The organism is Pantoea dispersa, assembly GCF_035783935.1.
GTDB lineage: Bacteria > Pseudomonadota > Gammaproteobacteria > Enterobacterales > Enterobacteriaceae > Pantoea > Pantoea dispersa_C.
On record NZ_JALKOV010000001.1, the window covers coordinates 848,970 to 873,583 of the forward strand.

At 58.1% G+C, this 24,614-nt stretch carries 18 protein-coding genes and 3 pseudogenes; 10 read left to right on the top strand and 11 right to left on the bottom strand.

Going from position 1 to position 24,614, the window contains the following annotated elements; translation table 11 throughout:
• Positions 1-1,557, bottom strand: coding sequence for an FGGY-family carbohydrate kinase (locus MXF20_RS04160; RefSeq protein WP_325967785.1), 1,557 nt, complete (start codon positions 1,555-1,557; stop codon positions 1-3).
• A gap of 430 nt (positions 1,558-1,987) precedes the next feature.
• Between MXF20_RS04160 and MXF20_RS04165 the strand changes: the two genes are divergently transcribed.
• The 5 genes from MXF20_RS04165 to MXF20_RS04185 all read left to right on the top strand — a co-directional run bounded on the left by MXF20_RS04165 (position 1,988) and on the right by MXF20_RS04185 (position 7,272).
• Positions 1,988-2,641 carry a DUF2291 domain-containing protein gene (locus tag MXF20_RS04165; protein ID WP_325967786.1) on the top strand — a complete coding sequence of 218 codons (654 nt, stop codon included), beginning with the start codon at positions 1,988-1,990 and terminating at the stop codon, positions 2,639-2,641.
• On the top strand, positions 2,638-4,176 hold the full coding sequence (locus MXF20_RS04170; RefSeq protein WP_325967787.1) for a sugar ABC transporter ATP-binding protein: 1,539 nt from the start codon (positions 2,638-2,640) through the stop codon (positions 4,174-4,176). The genes MXF20_RS04165 and MXF20_RS04170 overlap by 4 nt, the downstream gene beginning before the upstream one ends.
• Before the next feature lie 22 nt (positions 4,177-4,198).
• A complete protein-coding gene (locus MXF20_RS04175) occupies positions 4,199-5,254 on the top strand; it encodes an ABC transporter permease (RefSeq protein WP_325967788.1) in 1,056 nt (351 codons plus the stop codon).
• Positions 5,255-5,324: 70 nt separating this feature from the next.
• A complete protein-coding gene (locus MXF20_RS04180) occupies positions 5,325-6,272 on the top strand; it encodes a D-ribose ABC transporter substrate-binding protein (RefSeq protein WP_058758551.1) in 948 nt (315 codons plus the stop codon).
• 136 nt (positions 6,273-6,408) lie between these two features.
• A complete protein-coding gene (locus MXF20_RS04185; protein ID WP_325967789.1) occupies positions 6,409-7,272 on the top strand; it encodes a DeoR/GlpR family DNA-binding transcription regulator in 864 nt (287 codons plus the stop codon).
• 15 nt (positions 7,273-7,287) lie between these two features.
• Here MXF20_RS04185 and MXF20_RS04190 read toward each other — a convergent pair.
• The 4 genes and pseudogenes from MXF20_RS04190 to MXF20_RS04200 all read right to left on the bottom strand — a co-directional run.
• Positions 7,288-7,362, bottom strand: a pseudogene (locus MXF20_RS04190) (hypothetical protein); the annotation flags it as partial.
• On the bottom strand, positions 7,329-7,451 hold the full coding sequence (locus MXF20_RS23380) for an SDR family NAD(P)-dependent oxidoreductase (protein ID WP_418936826.1): 123 nt from the start codon (positions 7,449-7,451) through the stop codon (positions 7,329-7,331). The pseudogene MXF20_RS04190 and the gene MXF20_RS23380, both read right to left, overlap by 34 nt.
• A gap of 5 nt (positions 7,452-7,456) precedes the next feature.
• Positions 7,457-7,630, bottom strand: a pseudogene (locus MXF20_RS23385) (SDR family NAD(P)-dependent oxidoreductase); the annotation flags it as partial.
• 189 nt (positions 7,631-7,819) lie between these two features.
• Complete coding sequence (locus tag MXF20_RS04200) at positions 7,820-8,575, bottom strand: SDR family oxidoreductase (protein ID WP_325967791.1); 756 nt, start codon at positions 8,573-8,575, stop codon at positions 7,820-7,822.
• 327 nt (positions 8,576-8,902) lie between these two features.
• Here MXF20_RS04200 and MXF20_RS04205 point away from each other — a divergent pair, with 327 nt between their 5' ends.
• Both MXF20_RS04205 and MXF20_RS04210 read left to right on the top strand, forming a co-directional pair.
• Positions 8,903-10,042 carry a fimbrial protein gene (locus MXF20_RS04205; RefSeq protein WP_325967792.1) on the top strand — a complete coding sequence of 380 codons (1,140 nt, stop codon included), beginning with the start codon at positions 8,903-8,905 and terminating at the stop codon, positions 10,040-10,042.
• Positions 10,043-10,223: 181 nt separating this feature from the next.
• A complete protein-coding gene (locus tag MXF20_RS04210) occupies positions 10,224-10,667 on the top strand; it encodes an NUDIX hydrolase (protein ID WP_325967793.1) in 444 nt (147 codons plus the stop codon).
• A gap of 733 nt (positions 10,668-11,400) precedes the next feature.
• Here MXF20_RS04210 and MXF20_RS04220 read toward each other — a convergent pair.
• The 3 genes and pseudogenes from MXF20_RS04220 to MXF20_RS04230 all read right to left on the bottom strand — a co-directional run bounded on the left by MXF20_RS04220 (position 11,401) and on the right by MXF20_RS04230 (position 13,033).
• Entirely contained in the window at positions 11,401-11,916 is a 516-nt protein-coding gene (locus MXF20_RS04220) for a phenolic acid decarboxylase (protein ID WP_325967794.1), read from the bottom strand.
• 147 nt (positions 11,917-12,063) lie between these two features.
• A pseudogene (locus MXF20_RS04225) lies at positions 12,064-12,279 on the bottom strand (nucleotidyl transferase AbiEii/AbiGii toxin family protein); the annotation flags it as partial.
• Between the two features lie 22 nt (positions 12,280-12,301).
• Positions 12,302-13,033: a YoaK family protein gene (locus tag MXF20_RS04230; RefSeq protein WP_325967795.1), complete on the bottom strand. Its 732-nt coding sequence runs from the start codon at positions 13,031-13,033 to the stop codon at positions 12,302-12,304.
• Between the two features lie 228 nt (positions 13,034-13,261).
• Here MXF20_RS04230 and MXF20_RS04235 point away from each other — a divergent pair, with 228 nt between their 5' ends.
• Positions 13,262-14,041, top strand: coding sequence for an alpha/beta hydrolase (locus MXF20_RS04235; protein WP_325967796.1), 780 nt, complete (start codon positions 13,262-13,264; stop codon positions 14,039-14,041).
• Positions 14,042-14,123: 82 nt separating this feature from the next.
• Here MXF20_RS04235 and MXF20_RS04240 read toward each other — a convergent pair whose 3' ends face one another.
• Complete coding sequence (locus MXF20_RS04240; protein WP_325967797.1) at positions 14,124-14,654, bottom strand: GNAT family N-acetyltransferase; 531 nt, start codon at positions 14,652-14,654, stop codon at positions 14,124-14,126.
• Between the two features lie 275 nt (positions 14,655-14,929).
• Here MXF20_RS04240 and MXF20_RS04245 point away from each other — a divergent pair, with 275 nt between their 5' ends.
• Both MXF20_RS04245 and MXF20_RS04250 read left to right on the top strand, forming a co-directional pair.
• On the top strand, positions 14,930-16,357 hold the full coding sequence (locus tag MXF20_RS04245; RefSeq protein ID WP_325967798.1) for a cytosine permease: 1,428 nt from the start codon (positions 14,930-14,932) through the stop codon (positions 16,355-16,357).
• 114 nt (positions 16,358-16,471) lie between these two features.
• Positions 16,472-21,070 (top strand): ATP-dependent helicase, encoded by a 4,599-nt coding sequence (locus MXF20_RS04250; protein WP_325967799.1) that lies wholly within the window; start codon positions 16,472-16,474, stop codon positions 21,068-21,070.
• Here the strand turns inward: MXF20_RS04250 and MXF20_RS04255 are convergent.
• Both MXF20_RS04255 and MXF20_RS04260 read right to left on the bottom strand, forming a co-directional pair.
• Positions 21,067-23,163: an FUSC family protein gene (locus MXF20_RS04255; RefSeq protein ID WP_325967800.1), complete on the bottom strand. Its 2,097-nt coding sequence runs from the start codon at positions 23,161-23,163 to the stop codon at positions 21,067-21,069. The two genes, MXF20_RS04250 and MXF20_RS04255, sit on opposite strands and share 4 nt — an antisense overlap.
• Positions 23,164-23,485: 322 nt before the next feature.
• Positions 23,486-24,601, bottom strand: coding sequence for a lactonase family protein (locus tag MXF20_RS04260; protein WP_325967801.1), 1,116 nt, complete (start codon positions 24,599-24,601; stop codon positions 23,486-23,488).
• Positions 24,602-24,614 lie beyond the last annotated feature (13 nt).

Consider the following 24,614-nt stretch of genomic DNA (forward strand, 5'->3'; position numbering starts at 1 on the left):
TTACTCCTTAAAACTGTTTAATGCCTGCCAGGCGGCAGGAAGATCGCGGCGGATCTGCTGATACTGGGGGAACAGCTGCTGGTAGCGCTGTATCAGGGCAGGCGATGGCGCTTCGGCGTCGTCCAGTAGCGGACGCACCCAGCGTTCAACGCAGTGCGCCATGTCCGGATACGCGCCAATCGCCACCGCCGCCATCATGGCCGCGCCTGCAGCGCCGGCTTCTTCGCGCTGGCTAATGCGCACCGGCGCGCCGATACAAGCTGAGAGGATCTGCCGCAGCGGCTGCGAACGCACCGCACCGCCGGTAAGCCGGATTTCTCCCGGTAGCGTGGCGCCCATCGCCTGATAACAATCGCGAGCCGCCATGCCGATGCCTTCAATCACGCCGCGCACCAAATCGCCAAAGTTGTGCTGGTAGTTGAGACCGGTGAAACTGGCGCGCGCGTCGGCATTAACAAACGGCCCGCGCTCGCCAGCCAGTGAAATGTAAGGATGGAACAGCAGGGTGCCCGGCTGCGCGTCGTTGAGCCAGCGGTCGATCTGCTGCACCAGCCGCGCATGATCGGTTTCACAACCAAAGCTGCTCAGCAGATCGCTGGCCACGTTCAGCAGCCAGTCGAGGTTGAGGGTAGATGCCATGTTGGTCTGCACCTGAGTGACATAACCCGGCCACGGCAGCGGAATAACGTAGCCGGTCTGCGCCGGATTGAGCCATACCTCGTCAATGGTGACGCTGCGCAGATGCACGCCGGTCGAGCCGACAATCGAGCAGGCGGTGTTGGCTTCACCGGTGTGCACCCCGGCACCGAGCGCGGTCATCGCCATATCGACATAGCCGAGGCATACCGGCGTGCCGGCCAGCAGGCCGGTTTCCCGGGCGGCGGCAGCGGTAAGGCCATGGGTGACCTGCGTGCCGTCGATGATCTCCGGCAGCAGGTGGCGACGATGGTTAAGCCCGAGCGCGTCGATCACCGTGTCGTCATAGCGCTGGTGGCGATAGTTGCCAAACGTAAAGCTGGCCTCAGACGGGTCGGTGGCGCGCACGCCGGTCAGATTGAGATAGAGCCAGTCCTTGCAGTGCAGCGCCACTTCGGCGCGCGCCAGCAGTTGCGGATAGTGCTGGTCCATATGCGCCAGCTGTGCACCCTGCTGACAGGTATTAAGGCCGGTGCCGGTGGCCTGAAAGCGTGCAGCGGCCAGCGGTTGCTGATTGAGTTTTTCCACCGTGGCCGCCGCGCGGGCATCCAGCCAGATCCACGCATCGTCCACCGGCTGATTATCAGCACCGACCAGCCAGCTGCCATCACCCTGCGCGGTCACCGCCACGGCCGCCACGCGCGCCGCCAGGTTCTCCACCCGGTCGCTCAGCTTGCGAATCGCGCTGACCGCATCCTGCCAGGTTTGCGTCATGGATTGCTGCGCGGCACCGCCTGCACTGCGGTAATAGCGATTGCGCGCCGACGCGCACGCCAGCTGGTTGCCTTCCAGGTCAAACGCCACCGCTTTGACCACCGAGGTGCCGGAATCCAGACCCAGAATGATATCGCCACTCTCCACATACACCTCCGTTCGCTGCTCCCGCCGGGAACCCGTGTTTGGTTAACCTGCAGCCGTGTTAATTAGCTGTGATGAATTTGCTAATTAATGTCTTACACCACTTCTCATGGAGATAACATATCTGATGTATTATTTTTCGATAAAAATAATAAATTTCACTCCGGATGGCGAGTTCGGTCACAAAAAAAGCGCATGATGCAGAGCGTAACTGCAACAGTGAAAGGATTTTAATGATTGTATTAAATGGATTTTTCTGCGGTTGATTGGTCAGGAAGGGCAAATAAGCGATCCAGATCGCGCTGTGCGAAAAATTGCGCGCCGCCTGTTGACAATTTAGTCACAACAGCACAATCCTCATCACACAAGTTATCACATTTATAACATTGCAGGGCGATGCTGATCGTCGCTGTTCACCCTGAGAGGTCACGTTATGTCCGAGGTCTCAATCTTAACGCAGCAGCTGGCGCGCAAACGTCGGCGACGCTACACGCTCAGCGGCGTGCTGATCGTGGCGCTGGTCGCCGCCATGGCGCTGGACACCAAAGTGGTGCGCATCGGTTCGGCGGATGACGCACGCCAGCAGGGGTTTTCCGCAGACAGCTACGGGCAGAAAACCTTTCCTGGCATCCAGCAGGATGTCGAAGCGCGCGCGGTGGATGCCGCCACGCTGGCGGCCGCACTGAATAGCGATCGGCAGCAGGCGGTGGCCAAATACGGTGTCGGCTCGCCGCTGCCGGTGCTGCCGGTCAAACTGCAGGGCGTGGTTCAGCCGGGTCAGATGGGGATCTTCCCGTTACAGGTCGCCGGTCTGCCGGCGGGCACCCAGCTGCGGCTGCAAACCGGTCCGGCGATCACCGGCACCGATCTGCGTGACGCCAGCGGCAAAATTCAGTTTGGTGATTTTACCAATCAGATCGAATACCAGAATGCCGGGGCGGCGATTAACCGCGCCATGAAAGCGGCAGTACTGGAGAAACTGGATCGCGACGCGCTGCCGGGCAAAACCGTGCAGGTGGTCGGCGTGTTCCGCCTGCTCAGTCCGACCAACTGGTTGATTACGCCGGTGCGCGTGGAGGTGCAATGAAACCGTTCAACGTCAATCCGGCGCTGCTAAAGGGAGAAGTGATTCTGCAGGCGCGCAACGTCAGCAAAGTGTATGGCTCCACGCATGCGCTGAAAGGCGTCAATTTTGAAATCCGCCGTGGCGAAGTCACTACGCTGTTCGGCGAAAACGGCGCCGGTAAATCGACGCTGATGAAAATTCTTTCTGGCGTGATTACGCCAACATCCGGGGAAATTCTGTTAAACGGCGAAACCAAAGTGTTTCGCTCAGCCACCGAGGCGCGCGACTGCGGGATCTCGATTATTCATCAGGAGCTGAATCTCGCGCCCAACATGAACGTGCGCGACAACATCTTCATGGGACGCGAGATTATGCGGCCCGGCGGGGTGGACTATGCCGAAGAGGCGCGCCTGACGCGCCATCTGATGGCGGCGCTGGAAGAGGACATCGATCCGCTGACGCCGGTGGAGAACCTGCGTCTCGGGCAGCAGCAGATTGTGGAAATTGCCCGCGCGCTGTCGGTTAACTCGCAAATCCTGATCATGGATGAGCCGACTTCGGCACTCAGCGCAGCGGAAGTGGCGGTGCTGTTTCAGGTGATACGCGATCTCACCAGTCAGGGCGTGGCGATTGTGTATATCTCACACCATCTGGAGGAAGCACTGGAGATCACCGACCGTGCGGTGGTGCTGCGGGACGGTGTGATGACCGCCTATGCCCGGCGCGACGAAATCGATCTGGAGTGGATCGTGCGCAATATGGTGGGCGAGCACTTTGATCTTGGTTCTCCGCCTGACGGCTACCCGTTTGGCGGCGACGCGCTGACGGTGCAGGATTTGACGGTGAAAAGCAAAACCGGCATCCGGCTGGTGGATCAGCTGTCGCTGACGGTAAAGGCCGGCGAGATCGTCTGTATCTATGGCCTGATGGGCGCGGGGCGCACCGAGCTGCTGGAGTGTCTCGCCGGGCGGCTGAAGCAGAGCAGCGGACAGATTCTGCTGCAGGATACCGAGGTCTCTGCGTTGTCGCTGTCGCAGCGCATCAAAATTGGCCTGGCGCTGGTCCCTGAAGATCGCCAGCGCGACGGGCTGGTACAGACCATGACGGTGGGCGAGAACCTGTCGCTGGCCAGCATCAGCGAGTTTGTGCGCGGGCTGGTGCTGTCAACGCGGCGTGAGAAGCAGCTGATTGGCGACAGCATCCGTAACGTGACGGTCAAGACTGCCGGCGGCGAGGCGGCCATCGGTTCGCTCTCCGGCGGTAATCAGCAAAAAGTGGTGATCGGCAAGATGCTCGCCACCCGACCCAAAGTGATTCTGCTGGATGAACCGAGCCGCGGTATTGATATCGGTGCCAAAGCAGAAGTGTTTCGTCTGCTGGCCGAAAACGCCAGCAAAGGGCTGGCGGTGGTTTACACCACCTCGGAAGTGGGCGAGTGCCTGAGTATTGCGCATCGCATCGTGGTGATGAGCAAAGGGCGCATCTCCGCCATTTTCGACGCCAGCGTGAGTAAAGAACGCATTATGGCCGCTTCGGGCGAGTCTCTGGTGGCATGACATGAAAAACGGAGCAAACGGTATGACAGACAGAACTCAAACGCTGGATAGCGCACCGGTGGTGGCCAGGCCGGCCAGCGGCAGGCACCTTAATCTGGCGCGGCTGCTGCTGGAAGGGCGCGCGTTTATCGCGCTGCTGGTAATCATCGCCACCTTTTCGCTGCTGTCGCCCAATTATTTTACCGGCGCGAACTTCCTTACCATGGCGTCGCACGTGGCGATCTTCGGTTTGCCGGCGATCGGCATGCTGCTGGTGATCCTCAACGGCGGAATTGATTTGTCAGTCGGCTCGACGCTGGGACTGGCTGGCGTCATGGCCGGCTTCATGATGCAGGGCATCAACCTTGAAGCGCTCGGCGTGGTGCTTTATCTGCCGGTGTGGGCGGTGGCGATTCTGACGCTGGTGCTGGGCGCGCTGGTGGGGCTGGTCAACGGCGTGCTGATAGCGATTTTTCGCGTCCCGGCGTTTGTCGCCACGCTCGGCACCATGTATGTGGCGCGCGGCATTGCGCTACTGATCACCAACGGTCTGACTTACAACAAACTCTCCGGCAGCGAAGCGCTGGGCAATACCGGCTTCGACTGGCTCGGCTTTAACCGCCTGTTCAATATTCCGGTCGGCGTGCTGGTGCTGGGTGCAGTGGCGCTGGCCTGCGGTTTCCTGCTCAGTCGCTCAGCGTTTGGCCGCTGGCTGTATGCGTCTGGCGGCAACGAGCGCGCCGCCGATCTCTCCGGCGTGCCGGTGAAACGCATCAAGATCAGCGTTTACGTGCTGTCGGGTATCTGTGCGGCGATGGCCGGGCTGGTGCTCTCATCGCAGCTGACCTCCGCCGGTCCGACCGCCGGCACCACTTACGAGCTGACCGCCATCGCTGCGGTGGTGATCGGCGGTGCGGCGCTGACCGGAGGACGCGGTAACGTGCGCGGCACGCTGCTCGGCGCGTTCGTGATTGGCTTTCTCTCGGATGGCCTAGTGATTATCGGCGTTTCTGCCTACTGGCAGACGGTGTTCACTGGCGCTGTGATTGTGCTGGCGGTATTGCTCAACACCCTGCAATACGGCCGACGCGGTCGCTAACCCTGCGCGCGCTGGCAGGCTGGCGCGTGAGTAACCGTAAAACCTGTACCCTAATAATAACGGAGCACTTATGTTCACTAAACGTCTGTTTATCGCCGCCGCCGCTATGGCCATTTCCACCTTTGCCTTACCCAGCTGGGCCAATAACGGCCTGATGACCATTATCGTCAACGACCCTTCCAACCCTTACTGGCTGACTGAGGGCCAGGTCGCGCAGAAGGCGGCGGAGAAGCTGGGCTACAGCGCCAAAGTCAGCGCGCATAAAGGGGATACCAACACCGAAAGCCAGCTGATCGACACGGCGATCACCAATAAATCCAAAGCCATTATTCTCGATCCGGCTAACGCCGACGGCTCAATTGGCTCGGTGAAAAAGGCCATCGCCGCCAACATTCCGGTGTTTGTCATCAACGCCGAGCTGAACCAGAGCGGGCTGGCCAAAGCGCAACTGGTATCGAATAACGCGCAGGGCGCGGCGGTGGGCGCGATGGAGTGGGTGAAGCAGGTAGGTGACAGCGCCAGCTATGTCGAGCTGGTGGGGCCGCCTTCGGATAATAACGCCGCCACGCGCGCTAACGGCTTCGATACCGTGCTGTCACAGTATCCGACGCTGAAGAAAGTTGGCCAGGAAGTGGCGAACTGGGATCGCACCCAGGGCTTCAATAAAATGCAGTCGCTATTGCAGGCCAATCCCAACATCAAAGGGGTGATCAGCGGTAACGATGAAATGGCGCTGGGGGCTATCGCCGCGCTGAAGGAAGCCGGTAAGCTCAGCCAGGTGAAAGTGGGGGGTTTTGACGGTTCGCCGGATGCAGTCGACGCGGTCAAAGCCGGTACGCTGGCCTATACCGTGATGCAGCCCGTGGCGCAGTTTGCGCAGAAAGCGGTAGAGCAGGCCGACACCTTCCTCAAAACCGGCAAAACCGGCGTGGCGCAGGAAAAGCAGCTGTTTGACTGCATCCTGATCACCAAAGACAACGCCGGTGATTTCGTCTCGCCGTTTGTCCTGAAGCAGTAAGTCAGATCACCGATGGCGGCGCTGAGGCCGTCATCGGTTGCTATAGCGCCAGATACGCGCCTGATTTGCAAAAAGAACGTTTACGCGCTGTAATCAAAGCCGAAACTGCATCTCCGCTTCACTTTCCGGACGAAACATGGCGCATAACCCGCAAGAGCCCTCCGCAGGCCACTTCCTGAATGAAACCCTACCGGGCGACAGCCGTCAGGCGCGCCAGCTGGCACGACGTCAGCTGATCGCCGAAGCCGTGATGGCTGAAGGCGCGGTGCGGATCGAAGATATTACCGAGCGTTTCGGTATCAGCCTGATGACCGCCCATCGCGATATTGACGAGATGGTTGAGCGCGGGCTGCTGCATAAATCGCGCGGTGTGGTCTCCGCCACGCCGACCAGCCTGGTGGAATCCAGCGATCTCTACCGCGCAACGCGCCAGCTCGAAGAGAAGCAGGCGATCGCCGACGTCGCCGCCAGTTACCTGGAGCCGGGGCAGGCGCTGTTTCTGGATGATTCCACCACCGTGCTGCAGATGGCGCGGCTGCTGGCTGCCAAAGCGCCTCTTACGGTGATCACCAATTCGCTGACGTTAATGAATGAGCTGCGCAACGGACGCGATATTACCCTGATGGGCCTCGGCGGCCAGTTTCATCACTGGTGTAACGCCTTTATGGGGCGCATGACGCGAGACGAAATCGCCAGCCTGCGCGCCGATGTGTTTTTTGTCAGCATGTCGGCGATCATTGATGATGCGGTGTTTCATCAGTCGGCCGAAACGGTGGAAACTAAACGCGCGATGTTCGAGGCGGCGCAGAAGCGCATCCTGATGATGGATAACACCAAGTTTGAGCGGCGTGCGCTGCATCGCTTTGCCCACCTGAGTGAGTTTGATGTGGTGATCGTGAATCAGGGCACGCCGGTGCCGGTGCTGCGTCGCATGCAGGAGTTGGGCGTGAATGTGGTGGTGGCACCGATGAAAACCGGGCAGGGACGCACAGAGGCGTAATGCCCGGATGGCACTTTAGCCGATACCGATAAAGAAGCCGGCAATGGTGGCACTCATCAGGTTGGAGAGCGTTGCGGCAAGCAGGGCGCGATGACGATCACGCGTACATTATGCGGCGACAGCTCTTCGCGCAGTTTTTTCGACAAGACATGTACAGCGAATTTAGTGCCAACATACAAAAATAATTAGTAAACGTCTTCGGTCCGGCCACTGAGCTGATATTCATGATCGTGCCCCTTTTACGGTCAATCATGCCTGAAATGACCGCATGCATACCATTGAGCAGGCTCTTCACGTTGACATCGAACATCTTATCCCATTCGCCGGCATCCTGTTGTTCAATCGCGCCCAGCAGCATCACGCCCGCAATGTTAAGCAGTGCATCCACCGGGCCGAACGCTGATGCGGCGCGTTGGCATTTGCTATGCGGTTCAGGCGCAGGCCAATCCCGCGGTAGAACGGGTGCTGGCGCACTTCAGCCACGGCGCGACTTTACATACATCGTGATAGACCCGGTGCGCTGCCGGACGCACCGGGTCAAAGCGGATTAGCGCGGATTCATCATGTCAAATATCGCGTCAAAATTGCCGTCCCGTTCGGCCCAGCGCCGCGCATGGTCGCGCTCCAGCAGCAGTTCACCGCGCGCAACCGGACCATTTTCCAGCATCTGCATGATCTGCCCGATGTAGTCGTCCAGCGGCATGGCACGCGGATCGCTCAGCTGTTGATTACCGGTCAGCGCCGTCTGTAAATACGGCGGCAGCATTTCCAGCACCTCGACCGACGTGTCACGCAGCTGATGACGCAGCGAAACCAGCCAGGAATGCAGAAAAGCTTTGCTGGCGCAGTAGGTGGGAAAACTGGCCAGCGGCAGGAAGGCCAGCGCGGAACTGGTTGCCATCAGCGTGGCCTGCGGCTGACGGCGCAGCAGCGGTAAAAAAGCGGCGGTGATGCGAATCACGCCGAGGATGTTGGTCATCACTATTTGCTCAGCAATATCACTGGTCCATTCGTCCGCCGTCACCGTTTCCGGTTGCGAGATACCGGCGTTGGCGATCAGCACGTTGACATGCGGGAACTGCGCGTGAATCGCCGCGGAACAGCGGGCGAGGGCGCTGGCGTCGTTAACGTCCAGAGCAAAGCCGGTAATGGCCGGACGCTGGGCGGTGATTTCATCGAGCAGCGCCTGACGTCTGCCAGTGATAATGACGCGGTTACCGCGATCGTGAAAAGCCTCGGCCAGCCGGCGGCCAATACCGCTGGTAGCGCCGGTGATGAGCAGGGTGTTGTTGGTCAGTTTCATGGTGGTGCCTTATCAATCAGAGAATGAAAGGCCACGTGCGGTGACGCACTGCAATCGATCCCGGTGAGACAGGATGCGTATGAAGAGTGAATGATGCCGTGGCGCTGTTCCGGTTTTCCTCTGCGCAGAGGCCCATTCCGGTTCAGGGCGCGTTGGATGACGGTAACGCCTACGGCAATCAGAAGTGAGATGCGCGTTTACTATATAGCGAGCCGGGGAGGGATGTCTATCCTGTCGTCCGGTTCCTACAGCCTGTGGCGGCGTGTCTGATTCATGCGAAGGTGCAGGTGTGACATTTTCACTGCAAACCTTTCCAGACGACCGACAATGAAAAAGATCTTATTAACGCTTAGCCTCAGCCTGGCGAGTGGATTAGTGAGTGGGATGGCGCAGGCGGATGACTGTGATTTTCCTGCAAACAACGGGCATAAAAATTTCACCATCAATCTGATCACGCCTAATATTACGGTTGGCGCTGATGTGCCAGTGGGTACCATTATTCATCGTCAGAGACTGAGGTCGGCAGACAGTTTCACACCTCAACTGGTGTGCCATACTTCAGATAGCAATAATCCATTTCCGGTTCAGCAATTTGTGAGCTTAACTAATACTCAGCCGCTTGTTCCTGGCTGGACGGGAAATTATCCCGGCGCAGTCTATCAAACGTCAGTACCGGGAATTGGCGTGGCGGTAATCAATGAGGATGGTTATGACCAATCCAAAGATAAAGCCATTAATGGCGTACCTCTGCAAAAATGGGAGTATCCTTCAACAGAATACGGTGATAAAGCAACATTAATCAGAAATCAGTTTTCTCTCGCTTTCATTAAAACCGGGCCAATCGGACCTGGCATTATCAACGGTACACAATTACCGACGGTGGTATTAAATGTGAGCAGCAACCGCCCGGTGACAGGATTACCGAAAGAAGTATTCCGGGAGAACTTTGCTGGCTCGATTAACGTTGTTGCGGGCACGTGTAAGACTTCCGATGTAAATGTGCCGATGGGGAGTTATGGGCTGGATAAGTATTTTAATGGTAAAACATCAAATACTCCATGGAAAGGCTTCTTGATCTATCTACATGACTGCCCGGTGTTTCACGGTACTTACACCAATATCGATAGTCCTCCTTTATACAATATTGGTGGAAGCACACAGGCTGGACTTATGGCGCGAAATTATTTTGAAGTCCAAATTTTACCGACATTTGGGGTTGTTGATGTCGCTAATGGTATTTTTAATTTAAGTAATGAAGAGAATTCCGCCTCAGGTATTGCTATCCAAATGGCAACGGGACAGCAAGCGACGCCGATTGACCTAAGTAAAGTTATTAAGCAGGAATTTCTCTCAACAGGTGAAAGTACGCAAGCCATAGTCTTATTAGCTCGCTATATCCAGACAGGCACAACTGTTACGCCGGGTAAAGCAAATAGCAAGGCGATGTTCACGATAAGCTATCACTGAGGGTAATGAATTTGTCTCGACAGCGCGCTTACTGCGCATAGACGCGTTAGCGCATTGAGTGATGCTAACCAATGTGCAGGCTAAGACCTGAGATGACCGACACGCTGTCTCTGCTTATTTTGTTTTTCTGGTCCCAATCAGTTATGCTAATTTGTATTTGAAATCATTAAGGCGTTATCAGATGCGCATCCGCAATTCGGCTCGTTTGCTAATTATAAATTCCCTTAATCAGGTTTTATTATTTTTGTTTAAGCATAAAAATAATGCGCTGTCAGGCAGAGTATATTGGGCTACTCCCGGTGGAGGCGTTGAACCGGGAGAGACTTTTGAACAGGCAGCCATCAGAGAACTCAGAGAGGAAACAGGCTTTTATGTTGATGATGTGGGTCAACCGTTAACTGAGCGAATTTTTGAAATGACGCTTCCCAGTGGTGAGGTGGTTTTGGCAAATGAGCGATTTTATTTAATTAAAACAGGAGATGAAGATATCTGTACCAGTGGATGGACTGAAAATGAGAGGTCAGTCATTGATAGTTATCGGTGGTGGGATCTGGATGAGCTGAGAAATACTCGCGACGTCGTTTACCCGTCAAATATTGCTGTTCTCTGCGCATTGCAGGATTAACTACGTAAAGTCTCATAACGTCGTGCCTGTGAATCTATTTCTACTATAAAACTGAGAGGCCCAATGTGATTTCTTTCCGACCGATGACAAAAGATGAGTATCCTGCTTATGTCGAATACTTTGTGAATGATTATGCCTGTGAAATCGAATCAAACTACGGGTTATGAAACCAGCGGATTCGGGGTTACAGGTGTCAATATGAGTAAATCGATTACAGGCTGAGACACTGACGCGTGTTAAAACTCAGCCCCATAATTGATACACGAGTCCTTTGGCAGAACGGGTATTGGTACAGATAGCCTGAATATTCAGTTCATGCATCTGGCCAGGGGCGGACATCTGAATTTAGCCATTACAATCAAATGGCGCATAATGTATATTATGTTAAATAAGATATCTGATCACGTATCTCAATTTCCCAGCTTCGCCCTTCACGGCCCTCAACTCGCCCACATCATTCCACCACGACAACGCTACGCGAAAACTTACGCTATCGATTTTTCATGGACACCATAGCGTTATCCTGGTGCGCATCAATGCGCACCCTACAACTGGCTGCACAGTCAGCTTCGCAATTTGCAGCTTTAATCATGTCTTTAGCTCATCCAGCATGACAACGCTACGCGAAAACTTTTCGGGAATCCCTCCGCGCTTTTGTCAGATTTCACGTAGCGCAATCGTAGGGTCGCCATTCATGGCGACCTAATCCGGCGCCGTCTGCGGATTGCCACCCTTATTTATCTTTAAAATAATCTTCCGGCATTTGTCCTGGCGGCATGTTGATCACTGCATCATTATCCGGGCCTTCATTCTTCATGTAGGTCACTTTGGCAAACTCAGGAATCACCACGTACGGATACGCTGGCCCTTCATCACGGAAACGATGCATATCTTCGATAAATTCATTCTGATAGCAGATGGTTTTTTCCGGATGTTGTCCTTCGCCAGCAATCCACTGCGGAAAAAAGATGGTGCCGTGAATCACCTCGCGGTTGATATCAAACAGCAGACTGACGCAGGTGCCGGTCGGCTCGTGCCAGTCAACTTTATAAATGCCCGGTGCGAACTGCACCGCATTCATGCTTTGGTTGGTCACCCAGCGGCCGCCAACCAATCCCTGATGGATACGATAATCACAGGTCGTGGCGTTGCGCGCGTACCACTCATATTTCCAGCCATTATCATAGGTATAAACGAAATGCGTCCCGACAAACGCAGACAAATCTTTGGAAAATTCATCCGTTATCATGGTGTTATCCATTGTTTTACCTCATCAGCAGTTTGTTGAAGCAGGAATAGTAAGTTATAGCGTCTGTGAGAAAACCAGACGGCAAATTAACAAAAAAATCCGCTCTCTGAGCGTGCAGCCCGCTTGACAGCGCCCGTCCCCTGCTCTTCTGATCTCTTCATAGCCGGGCTGGCGGCGAAGTTCTGCAGGCTCTTTGACCGTAACTGCTAAACCGTAACGCGTGCCGAGATAGTCTTCGATACAGACCTTGATGTTTTTTAAATCCGCACCGGAAAAGTTGATGCCGTCGGCGAAATCCAGGTCCTCGCTAAACCGATTGCCGTCATAACATAGCCTCAAAGAGGTACCTTTAGCCCCTTCAAATTGGAAAACTGTTCTTCAGCTTTCACCAAAATCGCATGCCGGTTAAATGCAGGGTTCTGGCGATGCCGCCGGCGGCAACCAGCGCCAGCACCACGCCCAGCCCGGCCATGGCTTCAAATCCGAAACGTTTGAACAGCAGATAGCCCACTACACAACCGGAGAGAAACGAGAAGATGGTGACCAGGTGAGTAAACAGCACGGTGCGGTGGCCATCGCGATCGGCGGCCTCGCTTTGACTGAAGGATGCGCGTAGCCAGGATCCCAGTGCGATGCCGGCGTCGGTCAGTGTGCCGGTCACGTGCGTGGAGCGAACGCGACCGGAAGAAAGCTGGGTTGAGGTTGAGTTATGGATGCCCATCAGCAGACTCAGCGTAACCAGAATTTCGCCGTTGTTACGTTCGGAATACCACAGGATTTCAACCAGGGAGGTCAGCAGCAGCAAAATGCCCTCACCCAGTAATACAAGGCAATAAATGGTGCGCAGATTGCGCTTTAACCCATAAGCCACCGTTAATCGCGCCAGCATGGCGCCACAGACGAAAGCAAGAATCAGGACGGCGAGAAATAGCAGGTCGTGCAGATCCGACCCGTTCACCTCTGCCGAGATCTGCGAGGTGTTGCCGGTCATGTGCGACGGGAAAAAACCAAATGCGCCGAACGCCATAGCGTTGAGAATACCGGCCGTGGTGGCCAGCGTTAACGCCAGCAGTCGGTCTTCGCTGTGAGAACGGATTTTCTTTTTGCGCAACAGCATAGTCGATTCAGCACTCCTGTTTGATACACACGGGTTGATAGGACATCGTCTGTATCAAGCATAGCGGCTGTCGTCCCACTGTCGGCTAATGCGCTGCTTTTATTAATTTTAAATCTTCTGCAGCGACAGTATGCCGCTGTCATTATTTTGTCATGTCCACGTCAGCGGATTGTTGGTCCCCGGCGCTTACAGTAGCGCATGAACCCCAATGAATTATGAGGACCGATCATGACATTACGTAAATTCACTGCCGTTACGGCGTTAGTGCTTTCTGCCCTGAGCGTGAGCCTGGCCCACGCGGACAGTGCTGCCGCGCCGCAGGAAGTAAAAAATATTGTGCTGGTCCATGGCCTGTACGCTGATGGTTCCAGCTGGGGCAAAGTCATCCCACTGTTGCAGGCGAAAGGTCTGCACGTCACCGCGGTACAAAACCCAACGACGTCGCTGAATGACGACGTGGCAGCGGTGAAACGCGCGCTGGCACAGCAGGACGGACCGGTGATTCTGGTTGCGCACTCTTACGGCGGCATGGTTATCAGCCAGGCGGGCGATGAACCTGACGTGATGGGGCTGGTGTATATCGCGGCGCGCGCGCCGGAGGCCGGTGAAGATTATCCGGCGCTGACCAAAAAGTTCCCTGCGGCACCGGTTGCCGCTGGCGTGCAGTGGCGTGACGACGGCTTTGGGGCGCTCAGTGAACCGGCGTTTATCCACGACTTTGCCGGCGACCTGCCGGAAAGCGAAGCCCGGGCTTATTACGCGGTACAGCAGCCAATGGGTAAAGCCATTACGATGGCGAAAACCAGCGTGGCGGCCTGGCACAGCAAACCGAGCTGGTATGCGGTGTCGACGGAGGATCGGACTATCAATCCGGATCTGCAGCGCTTCATGGCGAAGCGCATGCATGCACAGACCATCGAGCTGAAGGCCAGCCATGTGTCGCTGATCTCCCAGCCACAGGCGGTGGCGAATCTGATTATGAAAGCCGCGCAGGTGCCAGGGTATTGAGCGCGCCCTTACCGGGTAACCCGTAATGGCATGTTTAGTAGCGGCGATTAATCGCGCCGCTACCAGGGATGTGCGCTCTGCATCACGAATGTTCCGGGGCGCTCTTCATTTTCAGCTCATAAACCACGCAGGGCTGGTCGTAATGCTGCTCGATACCGCGATAGCGCATACCCAGCCGCTGCATTACCCGATGTGATGGCAGGTTTTCCGGATCCGCCACCGCAACCAGATAATCAGTGCCAACCTGCTCGCTGGCGTAACGTACAATCGCCCGGGCCGCTTCAGTGGCATAGCCTTTGCCCTGCGCGCTGCGCAACAAGCGCCAGCCAATTTCCAGCGGCGCCTGCTCCTGATTCGCCAGATGCTGCAGACAGGCTGCGCCGACGATCTCATCGCTGCTCTTCTCGCGCAGCGCCCACCAGGAAAAACCGTAGCGCTGCCAGCGCTGCTGCACGCGTTCGATGGTCGCCAGCGTTTCGTCGGCACTTTTCACCTGGCCCGCATTGATATAGCGCATAATTTCCGGATCATCATCCATCGCGCGCAAGCCCGCAAGATGGCTCAGCGCGAACGGTTCCAGTCGTAAGCGTTCTGTTTCAATCACTGTCTGCATCACTCCTTCCGCGGGTTATCCTGGTCGCCACCGGTGGTGACGCGGCATTGAGCACATCATCACCTGTGTGCGCGTCCGTTGTCGGCCAATCTGCTGACATTAACGGACAACATTGCCAGCGTCATCACAATTTCCAATGACCGGTCAGCTTGTAACCACAGCAACCTCGTGACAATATCGCTACATGTATATACATGTATGTTTCGTGACATTTACGACTGACTAACAAGAAAAATCAATGACTAACCACCTTTAGCCGTTCCAGCGAGGAAACTATGTCCGCTCAGATACCTGCCGCAGAGTATTCAGGCGCAGAGAAACAGCGCCTGTCAGAAACACGTTCTATTGATTACATCCCGCTCAACGAGCGTCATGGGCAGCCGTTCAGCCAGTTCACGCTGTGGTTTGGTGGCAATTTGCAAATCACAGCGATTGTTACCGGTGCGCTGGCCGTGGTTCTGGGCGGCGACGTGGTGTGGTCGATTGTGGGTTTACTGGTGGGTCAGATTGTCGGCGCGGCAATCATGTCGCTGCACGCGATTCAGGGACCGCGCCTCGGCCTGCCGCAAATGATTACCAGCCGAATGCAGTTTGGCGTGTTTGGCGCGGTGATCCCGCTGGTGCTGGTGTGCATTATGTACGTGGGCTTTTCGGCCAGCGGCACGGTGCTGGCCGGACAGGCGCTGGCGAAGCTGGTGAACGTCAGCAACGCGGCCGGCATGATCATCTTCAGCGCCATCATTATTGTGATTGCGGTGCTCGGCTATCGGGTCATTCATAAACTCGGCAAAGTGGCGAGCGTGATCGGCGTGCTGGCCTTCGTTTACCTGTTCATCACCCTGCTCTCCCGCCACGATTTAGCGACAGTCTGGCAAAATCAGCACTTTAGCGTTGCCAGTTTTCTGCTGGCGGTGTCGCTCTCCTCGTCGTGGCAGATTGCGTTTTGCCCTTATGTTTCAGACTACTCGCGCTATCTGCCGGTGAATGTCTCCGCGAATAAACTGTTCAGTTCGGTGTTTTTTGGTACCGTGCTGGGCACGCAGGCATCGATGACGCTGGGCGTGATCGTGGCAGCAATCGCCGGCAACGCGTTCTCCGGCAACGAAGTGGGCTATATCGTCGGGCTGGGCAGCAGCGCCACCATGGCGATGGTGATCTACTTCGCCATCTGTTTTGGCAAAATCACCTTCACCACGCTCAATGCCTACGGTAGTTTTATGTCGCTGACCACCATCGTGTCCGGTTTTCGTCAGCAAACCGCGATCAGTCGCGGCGGACGCATCCTGTTTGTGGTGCTGATGGTGACGCTCTCCTGCATCATCGCGTTGCTCAGCGAACCGGCATTTCTCAAATCATTTACCCACTTCCTGCTGTTTCTGCTGGCCTTTTTTGTGCCGTGGAGCGCCATTAGCCTGACGGATTTTTATCTGATTACCAAAGGTAAAGTTGATGTGCCTGCGCTGTCGCAGCCGGATGGCCGCTACGGTCGCTGGAACTGGGCAGGCATCATCACGTATTTCCTCGGCGTGCTGGTGCAGCTGCCCTTCATTGACAACCCGCTGCATCACGGCTCCCTGACGTGGATTTTCGCCGGCAACGATGTGTCATGGATCATTGGCTGGTTCGTAACCGCGCTGTTGTGGCTGGGGGCGCGTCGTTTCGACCGCCGTGGTGCACTCGCGCAGTCGATCTATCCTGAGTGACGTTGTCACTAACCTGCTGAGGGCGGCGCGACATTGCGCCGCCCTCACCGCAGTAATATCCTGATAATGCCGTAAACGCTGCGGCAGGCTACACTGCTGATCGCCCTTTCGATAATGCAGGAGCCATGGATGCCAGCCTCAGCGCTTTCACTGTTTACCCCTGCCACGCAACAGTGGTTCCGCCAGACGTTTAGCGCGGCCACGCCCGTGCAGCAGGAAGCCTGGCGCGCGATTGCCAGCGGCCAACACTGCCTGGTGATTGCGCCGACCGGCTCCGGCAAAACGCTGGCAGCCTTCCTGCACGCCATTGATGCGCTGTTCCGCGAGCGCAGCCGTGACGAACCCGTGGCGCGTACGCATAAGACGCGCATCCTGTATATTTCACCGGTGAAAGCGCTCGCAGCGGATGTGCAGCGCAACCTGGCCCTGCCGCTGGCCGGTGTCGCCGCACAGCGACAGGCGCTGGGCGAGGCTGATATCACCCTCGAGGTCGGCATGCGTTCCGGCGACACGCGCAGCGCCGAACGGGCAAAGCTGCAGCGCCGTCCGCCGGACATCCTGATCACGACCCCGGAATCGCTCTTCCTGCTGCTGACCTCAAAGGCACGAGAAACGCTGCGCGGTATCTCAACCGTGATCATCGATGAAGTGCATGCGGTGGCCGGCAGCAAACGCGGCGCGCACCTGGCGCTCAGTCTGGAGCGGCTGGATGTTTTGCTGTCTCAGCCCGCCCAGCGCATTGGCCTGTCGGCAACGGTGCGGCCGCCGGAAGCGGTCGCCGCCTTCCTCGGTGGCGCGGCCACCACGCGCATCGTCAATCCTCCGGCGCAGCGACCGCTTCAGCTGACCATCACCGTGCCGGTGGAGGACATGACGGACATCCAGCAGCGTCCCGATGCACGGGCTGCACAGGAATCCAGCCTTGCCGCCGGTTCCATCTGGCCGCACATCGAAGCCGGCATTCTGGATGAGGTGCTGCGCCACCGCGCGACGTTGGTGTTTACCAATTCGCGCGGGCTGGCGGAGAAGCTCACCGCGCGGCTCAATGAACTATATGCACGGCGCTCAGCGCCTGAAAGTGGCGTGACCGAACCGGCGCTGGCCTATGGCTCCTTCAGCGGCGGAACGGAGAAACGCGCCACGCCTGCTGAAGAGTATATCGCTCGTTCCCATCATGGCTCGGTGTCGAAAGAGCAGCGGCTGGAGATTGAGAACGCCCTTAAAGCCGGCGAACTGCGCTGCGTGGTGGCGACATCCAGTCTTGAGCTGGGCATTGATATGGGCGATATCGATCTGGTGATTCAGGTGGGTGCGCCGCCTTCGGTAGCCAGCGCGCTGCAGCGTGTCGGCCGTGCCGGTCACCAGGTCGGCGGTACGCCGAAAGGCATTATCTGGCCACGCACGCGCCGCGATCTGGTTGATGCCGCCGTGACGGTGGATGCGATGCTGGCAGGTGAACTGGATGCCATCGCGCTGCCGCACAATCCGCTCGATATTCTGGCGCAGCATACGGTGGCGGCGGCGGCCATGGATACACTTGTGGTTGAGGAATGGTATCAGCAGGTGCGCCGTGCCGATCCCTTTAAAACGTTACCGCGTAACGTCTTCGATGCGGTGCTCGATATGCTGTCTGGCCGTTACCCTTCGGACGAGTTTGCTACTCTGCGCCCGCGCATTATCTGGGATCGGGTCAACCATACATTGAGTGGTCGCCCCGGCGCGCAGCATCTGGCCGTCACCAGCGGCGGCACCATTCCCGATCGCGGCATGTTCAGCGTAATGCTGCCGGAGGGCGAAGAACAGTCCGGTGCACGCCGGGTTGGCGAGCTGGATGAGGAAATGGTGTATGAGTCGCGGATTAACGACATCATCACCCTCGGTGCCACCTCATGGCGTATCCAGCAAATTACCCACGATCAGGTAGTCGTGGTGCCAGCGCCCGGGCGCTCGGCGCGCCTGCCGTTCTGGCACGGCGACAGTCCCGGGCGATCGGCGACACTGGGCGCAGCCATTGGCCGTTATTTGCGCCATGCCGCCAGCGATGCGTCGTTGAGCGGCGACAACCTTGACGCCAATGCCCGACACAACATTCGTGCGCTGATCGATGAGCAGATCGCCGCCACCGGCGTATTGCCAACCGATCGCACGCTGCTGATTGAGCGCTGTCGTGATGAAACCGGTGACTGGCGGGTGATTTTGCATTCGCCGTATGGTCAGCGCGTCCATGCGCCGTGGGCGCTGGCGATCGCGGAACGGATTGGCCGCCTGATGGGCCTCGATCCGGCCGTGGTCGCCAGCGATGATGGCATTGTCGCGCGTTTCCCCGACAGTGAAGGCCGGGTGCCGGGCGCTGAGCTGTTTCTGTTTCCGCCCGACGAGTTGCAGCGGCTGGTTACCGCAGCCGTGGGCCATTCCGCGCTGTTTGCCGCCCGTTTCCGCGAATGCGCCGCGCGCGCCCTGCTGCTGCCGCGCCGTAATCCCGGTAAACGATCGCCGCTGTGGCAGCAGCGACTGCGCGCCGGCCAGCTGCTGGAAGTCGCACGTCAGTTCGACGATTTCCCGATTTTGATCGAGACCGCGCGCGAGTGCCTGCAGGACGTGTATGACCTGCCAGCGCTGCATCAGCTGATGGCGCGGATACACCAGGGCGAGGTGAAGCTGGCTGAAGTCACCACCGACACGCCCTCGCCCTTTGCTGCGCCGCTGCTGTTTGGCTATGTCGCCGAATTCATGTATGCCAGCGATGCACCGCAGGCGGAGCGTCGCGCCTCAATGCTGGCGCTCGACAGCACGCTGCTGCGCGATCTGCTGGGCCAGGTTGAAATGCACGAATTGCTGGCGCCCGAGGTGGTGGCACGCGTTGAGCAGGAGCTGCAGCGCACCGTCCCCGAATATCAGGCCAGCACGCAGGAAGCCGTGGTTGATCTGCTGCGTGAGCTGGGGCCGCTCAACTTGCCGGAAATCACGGCGCGCTACAGCGGCGAGGCGGCGTTACCGCCGCTGCTCACGGCGCTGCAGCAGGCGCAACGCATTATTCAGGTTACGATTGCGGCGGAGCCGCGCTGGGCAGTGGCAGAAGATGGCGTGCGGCTGCGCGACGCGCTGGGCACCGCGCTGCCTGCTGATTTGCCCGCTGCACTGCGCGCGCCGGTGGCCCGTCCGCTGCACGATCTGCTCAACCGTTACCTGCGCACCCATGCCGTTGCCACCAGTCTGCAAATCGCCGCCCGCTTTGGCCTGGGCCGGGCCGTGGTCGATGACACGCTGGAAGCGCTGCGTCAGCAGCAACGCGTACTGAAAGGTGATTTCCTCTCGCCTGCGGCCGATGCGTCAACGCAGTGGGTAGCAGAAAGCGTGTTTCGGCGTCTGCGCGTGCGCTCGCTACAGGCGGCGCGCGAGGCCACCCGACCGGTCGACGCGCCGGCATACGTGGCGTTTCTGCTTGAGCGTCAGGGATTGCTGAGCGACGTCGCGGCATCCGCGGCACAGGGCGCCTTTGCCGGTATCAACGGCGTGCTGCGGGTGATCGAACAGCTGGCGGGCGTGGCGCTGCCGGTTTCGCTGTGGGAAAGCCAGATTTTGCCAGCGCGGGTGCGTGACTATCAGCCGGCGATGCTGGATGAATTGCTCTCTTCCGGTGAAGTCATCTGGAGTGGCCAGCGGGCCCCTGGCGCGCAGGACGGACTGGTCTCCCTGCACCTGAGTGAGTTTGCCAGCGAAACGTTACCTGTGCCTGATGAGGGTAATAATGTGACGCTGTCACCTTTGCAGCAGACGATAGTGGCGCAATTGCAGGATGGCGGCGGCTGGTTCGCCCGCGAACTATTGCCGCGCGTGATGGCGCAGCCTGAACACCCTGTCGATCCCGGCGAGGTCTTTGCCGCAATGTGGGAACTGGTGTGGCGCGGCTATCTGACCATGGATACCTGGGCTGCGCTGCGTCAGCTCAGCGCCACCAGCGTTACACCGCGTGCGCGTCCGGTTCGCCCTGCCCGTAGCCGCCACAGTCGCGCCAGCTTCGCGGCCAGCCGCGGCTCGACTGCGCAGCCCTCACTCAACAGCATGGCCGGACGCTGGTCGCTGATTGTACGGCAGCCGCTGGCCGATACCGAACGCGCGCTGGCGCTGACTGAAAATATGCTCGACCGCTTCGGCGTCATTACGCGCGGAGCTGCCGTGGCAGAGCAGATTCCCGGCGGCTTTCCGGCGCTACAGCCGCTGTTGCGCGGTATGGAAGATGCCGGACGGCTGCTGCGTGGCCGCTTTGTTGCCGGGATGGGCGGCGCGCAGTTTGCTGAGAATCCAGCCATCGACCGTCTGCGCCAGCTGGGCAGTTCGCAAGCCGCGCATCCGCCAATCGCGCTGTCGGTGCTGGATCCCGCCAATCCTTTTGGCGTACAGCTGGCGTGGTCGCTCAGTATCGGTGGTGTGCGGCCTACCCGCCGCAGCGGCGCACTGGTGGTGATTGGCAATGGGCGCGTTATGCTGTGGCTGCCGCCGGGCGGCAAAGAGCTGTTAACCTTTGGCGAAACCAGTGCGGAACAACGTGAGGCGGCGGTCATGGCGCTGGGCCAGGCATTACGTCGCGAAAAGACCCACAGCTTTATCCTTGAACGGGTGGACGATCAGCCGGCCAGCCAGTCATCGCTGCTGCCGGCCCTGAAGGGCATCGGCTTTTCCCGCGTGCCTAAAGGCTACAGCTGGTATGGCTAAGTCTGCAGCCGGTAACGATGCTGTTGCAGGCGTTCCGTCTGGCGCGGCGTGGCCACTGGCCAGCCCTGCTGCGGGAACAGGTACAGCCGGATACTGAACAGATGAAACAGCGGCAGCAGCAGCGCATCATCACTCTGCGCCAGCTGTTCCAGCTGCATCAGCAGCAGATCGATCTCGTCCTGCAAATCGTCATGCGGCGGCGTCTGCAGCGCTTTTAGCTTGCGCTTGAGGAACAGTCCCAGCTCGTGGAACATCTGCCCGCTGTCCAGCTGATAGCGACTAAGAAGCCCCTGATGGCGCGCATAGTAGTCAAAGCTGTTGACCCCCAGCCACACTTCGGTCAGCAGCATTCCCGCCGGCGCCATATCGGACTGCGGATCAAGATGCAGGCGCGGCAGCACCACGTTAACTTTATCCAGCATCAGGCTGATAAAGCGCTGGCGTCCCAGCAGCGATGAGCCGTTACGCTCAATCTCCTTGATAAAGCGCAGCAGTTCTCGCAGGCCGTGACGCACCGCGCGGCGGGCAGTCCATGACGGACGCTTGTTGCGCATCAGCGCGGTCAGGATCACCGCAAACAGAACGCCGGTCATTGAAGCAATCGCGTTATTCACCAGCAGCACCAGATCGGGTTTCAGATGATGCCCGAGCCCGATAAAGCCGGGGATCTGAATCGCCACGCTCAAACCGATCATGTTGCTGGCCGGGCGCGCAATCATCAGCCCGAGCAGCAGCAAGCCCGGTGCCAGACAGAGGATTAACGCTTCAAATGACGTTGCCTGCGGCAGCAGCAGCGCGACGTAAATTACGCTGATGAAGATCGCCACGATCACGCCGCGAATAAACAATTTCATGGAGGTCAGTGGCGTATCAAGGCTGGCAAAGAAGGAGCTGAGAATCGCGGCCATCACTGGCGCTGATGCCCCGTCGCGCCAGCCGGTTGCCATCCACAGCAGGCAGGAACCAAAGGTGGCGCAAAACGCGGTCAGCGCGGACAGCCGAATCAGCCCCTTATCAAAAAAGCGGTGCGTGCGTTTACCGCGCGCCAGCGTCGTGTCGCCGGAAAGATCGCTTACCAGCCCGCCCACGCTCTGATACGCCCCGGCGATGCGCACAAAGTCCACCAGCCGTTCCAGCAGGCCGGTAAACAGCAGACAGTGTTCGGTTGATAACGCGTTGTTGCGCCACGCCGCATTCAGCCGATCCTGACAATGGCTCAGCTCCAGCTGGATGCCGATAACATCGCCCACCGCTTCGCCATCATTCAGCCACAGAAGGAACTGTTGCAGGGTCTGCTCAACATAAGCAGGATAGGCAATCTGGCGCGCCGCCAGCCGCTGCAGGCGCATCTCAATCGCCGTCAGCGTCGGGATCAGATAAGAGAGATGCTGATACTGCGTGCTGACCAGGCGAATCAGCCGCCGGGCCGCGTCGCCCTCGTACACGCAGTGAGTAATCAGAATTTCCACCTGCTGCGGATTGGTGGCCATCCGGCTGAGAATTTCATCGCGCTCCGGCGAGCGGTCAGCCGGAATACCGGAGAGCAAATCGCGGCACAGCTTGCGCCCGGTGAGATACCACTGACTGACGCTCTGCTCCAGCAGACTGCGCATCGAGACCGGAAACAACAGCGCGTGCACCAGACTGCTGCACACAATGCCTAACGTAATTTCCTCAATACGCGACAGCACGGTGCTGGTGATGCCGAGCGGCGTCGTCACTTCAGGAAAGCCCATGATCGCGGCGCTGTAGCCCGCCAGCATAAAGACATAGCTTTTGGGTGTACGGTCATGCAGCGACAGATAGAGGCACAGACTCACCCACAGGGAAATACACAGGCTGAACAACAGCGGATGCGCTACGGTGAGCGGAAAGATAAAAAAAGTAAATACGCCGCCGAGCAGCGTGCCCAGCAGGCGGAACAGCGATTTCGAAATGGTGGAGGCCGAATAAAGCTGTGACGCCACAAACACCGTGGTCAGCGCCCAGGCGGGACGATCGAGATTCAGTTCAAGTGCCAGATACAATGCCAGAAAGGCGGCCAGACAGGTTTTTACAGCAAAAAAAACGGCGTTTTTTGAAAACCACTGCATGTCACGGAGACCAGAAGGCGCTAAGTGCGGCGTATCCTGCCAGAAACTGGCGGGCGCTCATCCCGATAACTACGACAAATTGTTTCGTAATCGAAAACCGTGTTCATACGCGCCTGACGTCCGGCGCAGAATGCTTTAGATAAATTAATCGAACGCAGCGAGCGACACGATGCCGGCACGACATTTGCGCTGTCACTGGCGCAGAAAGCAGCAATCTGCCTTCAGCGGCAGAAATGTGTCGCAGATCACACTTTCCGCCAGGGGTTGGCTATCCATAAAATAATTTCGCGCAATAAGGCGCAGTTTCCTGCGCCCGATCATTTCAATAGCTGACGAGAGTCACCCAATTGGCGTCACGACCGGCTGGCGCTTCGCTCACCCGCTGCAACGCCCCGCTGCGCGCCTCAATGGCGTAGCTGCCAATCACCGCACTTTTCTCACCGCTCACCACCAGCCAGCGGCCATCGGCGCTGATCGCCATGCCGCGCGGCTGTTTCTCCACCGGCCAGCTGCCGATCAGCGTCAGTTTGCCATCCTGCTGGTTAACACGATAACCGCTGACGGTACTGCTGGTGCGTTCGCTGACGTACAGGAAACGCCCGTCTGGCGTCAGCTGAATATCCGCTGACCAGATGCGCGGCGTGCTGTCGCTGTAACCCGGCGGCCGTTCACGACCGGGTTGCAGATGATACTGCGCGGCCACCGCGTTGGGCGTTTCCGCCACTTTCACCAGCTCGCCGCTGGCCTGGCGCCGGAACTGGGTAATGATGCCGCCCATCTCGCCCACGTTGTAGAGATAGCGATTATCCGGCGACAACACCGAGTGGCGCGGACCGTTATCGGCGGCTGTTGCTACCTCACCCTTACCGAGGGCGCTCAGCGTGCCGTCTGCGCCCAGTCTGAGCTGCAGCACGCGGTCGGTGCCGAGATTGCCCACATAAGCGTGGCGACCGCTGGCATCGACAATCACCGAATGTGCCGCATGGCCGGTTTTGTAGCTGCTGACCGGCGGCGTAGCGATAGTACCGCCGGCTGTCAGACGGTAAACCTGCACCACGTCGCCGTCATAAGAGGCCCCTAGCAGAAAGCGCCCCTGACGGTCAGTGCTGATGTAAGGGTAACTGGCCGCAGCCGGCACGGTGCGCCGGTTATTCAGCTCGCCGCTCTGCGGGTCAATCTGCCAGCTCGCCAGCTGCAGCGGTTTACTGCGAATCGCCGCATACAGCGTTTTGTGATCCGCACTAAGCGCCATCGGCATCACTTTGCCCCCGGCCTCCGTTTGACCAAGCAACTGCAAAGCGCCGCTGTGCTCGTCCAGCGTATAGCGTGCAATGGTGCCGTCGTCGGCGGCGGATACGTAAACAAAGGTCTGCGCCAGCAGTGGCGCACTCACCGTCATTGCCGCCAGCAGCGTAACGGTGCGCAGGCTGTTTATCATGTCGTTCTCCTTG

Bases quoted from the DNA above. Each gene is read 5' to 3' on its own strand.
- MXF20_RS04260 (WP_325967801.1), bottom strand. From the start codon at position 24,601: ATGATAAACAGCCTGCGCACCGTTACGCTGCTGGCGGCAATGACGGTG.
- MXF20_RS04250 (WP_325967799.1), top strand. From the start codon at position 16,472: ATGCAGGAGCCATGGATGCCAGCCTCAGCGCTTTCACTGTTTACCCCT.
- MXF20_RS04255 (WP_325967800.1), bottom strand. From the start codon at position 23,163: ATGCAGTGGTTTTCAAAAAACGCCGTTTTTTTTGCTGTAAAAACCTGT.
- MXF20_RS04200 (WP_325967791.1), bottom strand. From the start codon at position 8,575: ATGAAACTGACCAACAACACCCTGCTCATCACCGGCGCTACCAGCGGT.
- MXF20_RS04165 (WP_325967786.1), top strand. From the start codon at position 1,988: ATGTCCGAGGTCTCAATCTTAACGCAGCAGCTGGCGCGCAAACGTCGG.
- MXF20_RS04170 (WP_325967787.1), top strand. From the start codon at position 2,638: ATGAAACCGTTCAACGTCAATCCGGCGCTGCTAAAGGGAGAAGTGATT.
- MXF20_RS04185 (WP_325967789.1), top strand. From the start codon at position 6,409: ATGGCGCATAACCCGCAAGAGCCCTCCGCAGGCCACTTCCTGAATGAA.
- MXF20_RS04230 (WP_325967795.1), bottom strand. From the start codon at position 13,033: ATGCTGTTGCGCAAAAAGAAAATCCGTTCTCACAGCGAAGACCGACTG.
- MXF20_RS04220 (WP_325967794.1), bottom strand. From the start codon at position 11,916: ATGATAACGGATGAATTTTCCAAAGATTTGTCTGCGTTTGTCGGGACG.
- MXF20_RS04175 (WP_325967788.1), top strand. From the start codon at position 4,199: ATGACAGACAGAACTCAAACGCTGGATAGCGCACCGGTGGTGGCCAGG.
- MXF20_RS04205 (WP_325967792.1), top strand. From the start codon at position 8,903: ATGAAAAAGATCTTATTAACGCTTAGCCTCAGCCTGGCGAGTGGATTA.
- MXF20_RS04245 (WP_325967798.1), top strand. From the start codon at position 14,930: ATGTCCGCTCAGATACCTGCCGCAGAGTATTCAGGCGCAGAGAAACAG.
- MXF20_RS04210 (WP_325967793.1), top strand. From the start codon at position 10,224: ATGCGCATCCGCAATTCGGCTCGTTTGCTAATTATAAATTCCCTTAAT.
- MXF20_RS04240 (WP_325967797.1), bottom strand. From the start codon at position 14,654: ATGCAGACAGTGATTGAAACAGAACGCTTACGACTGGAACCGTTCGCG.
- MXF20_RS04180 (WP_058758551.1), top strand. From the start codon at position 5,325: ATGTTCACTAAACGTCTGTTTATCGCCGCCGCCGCTATGGCCATTTCC.
- MXF20_RS04235 (WP_325967796.1), top strand. From the start codon at position 13,262: ATGACATTACGTAAATTCACTGCCGTTACGGCGTTAGTGCTTTCTGCC.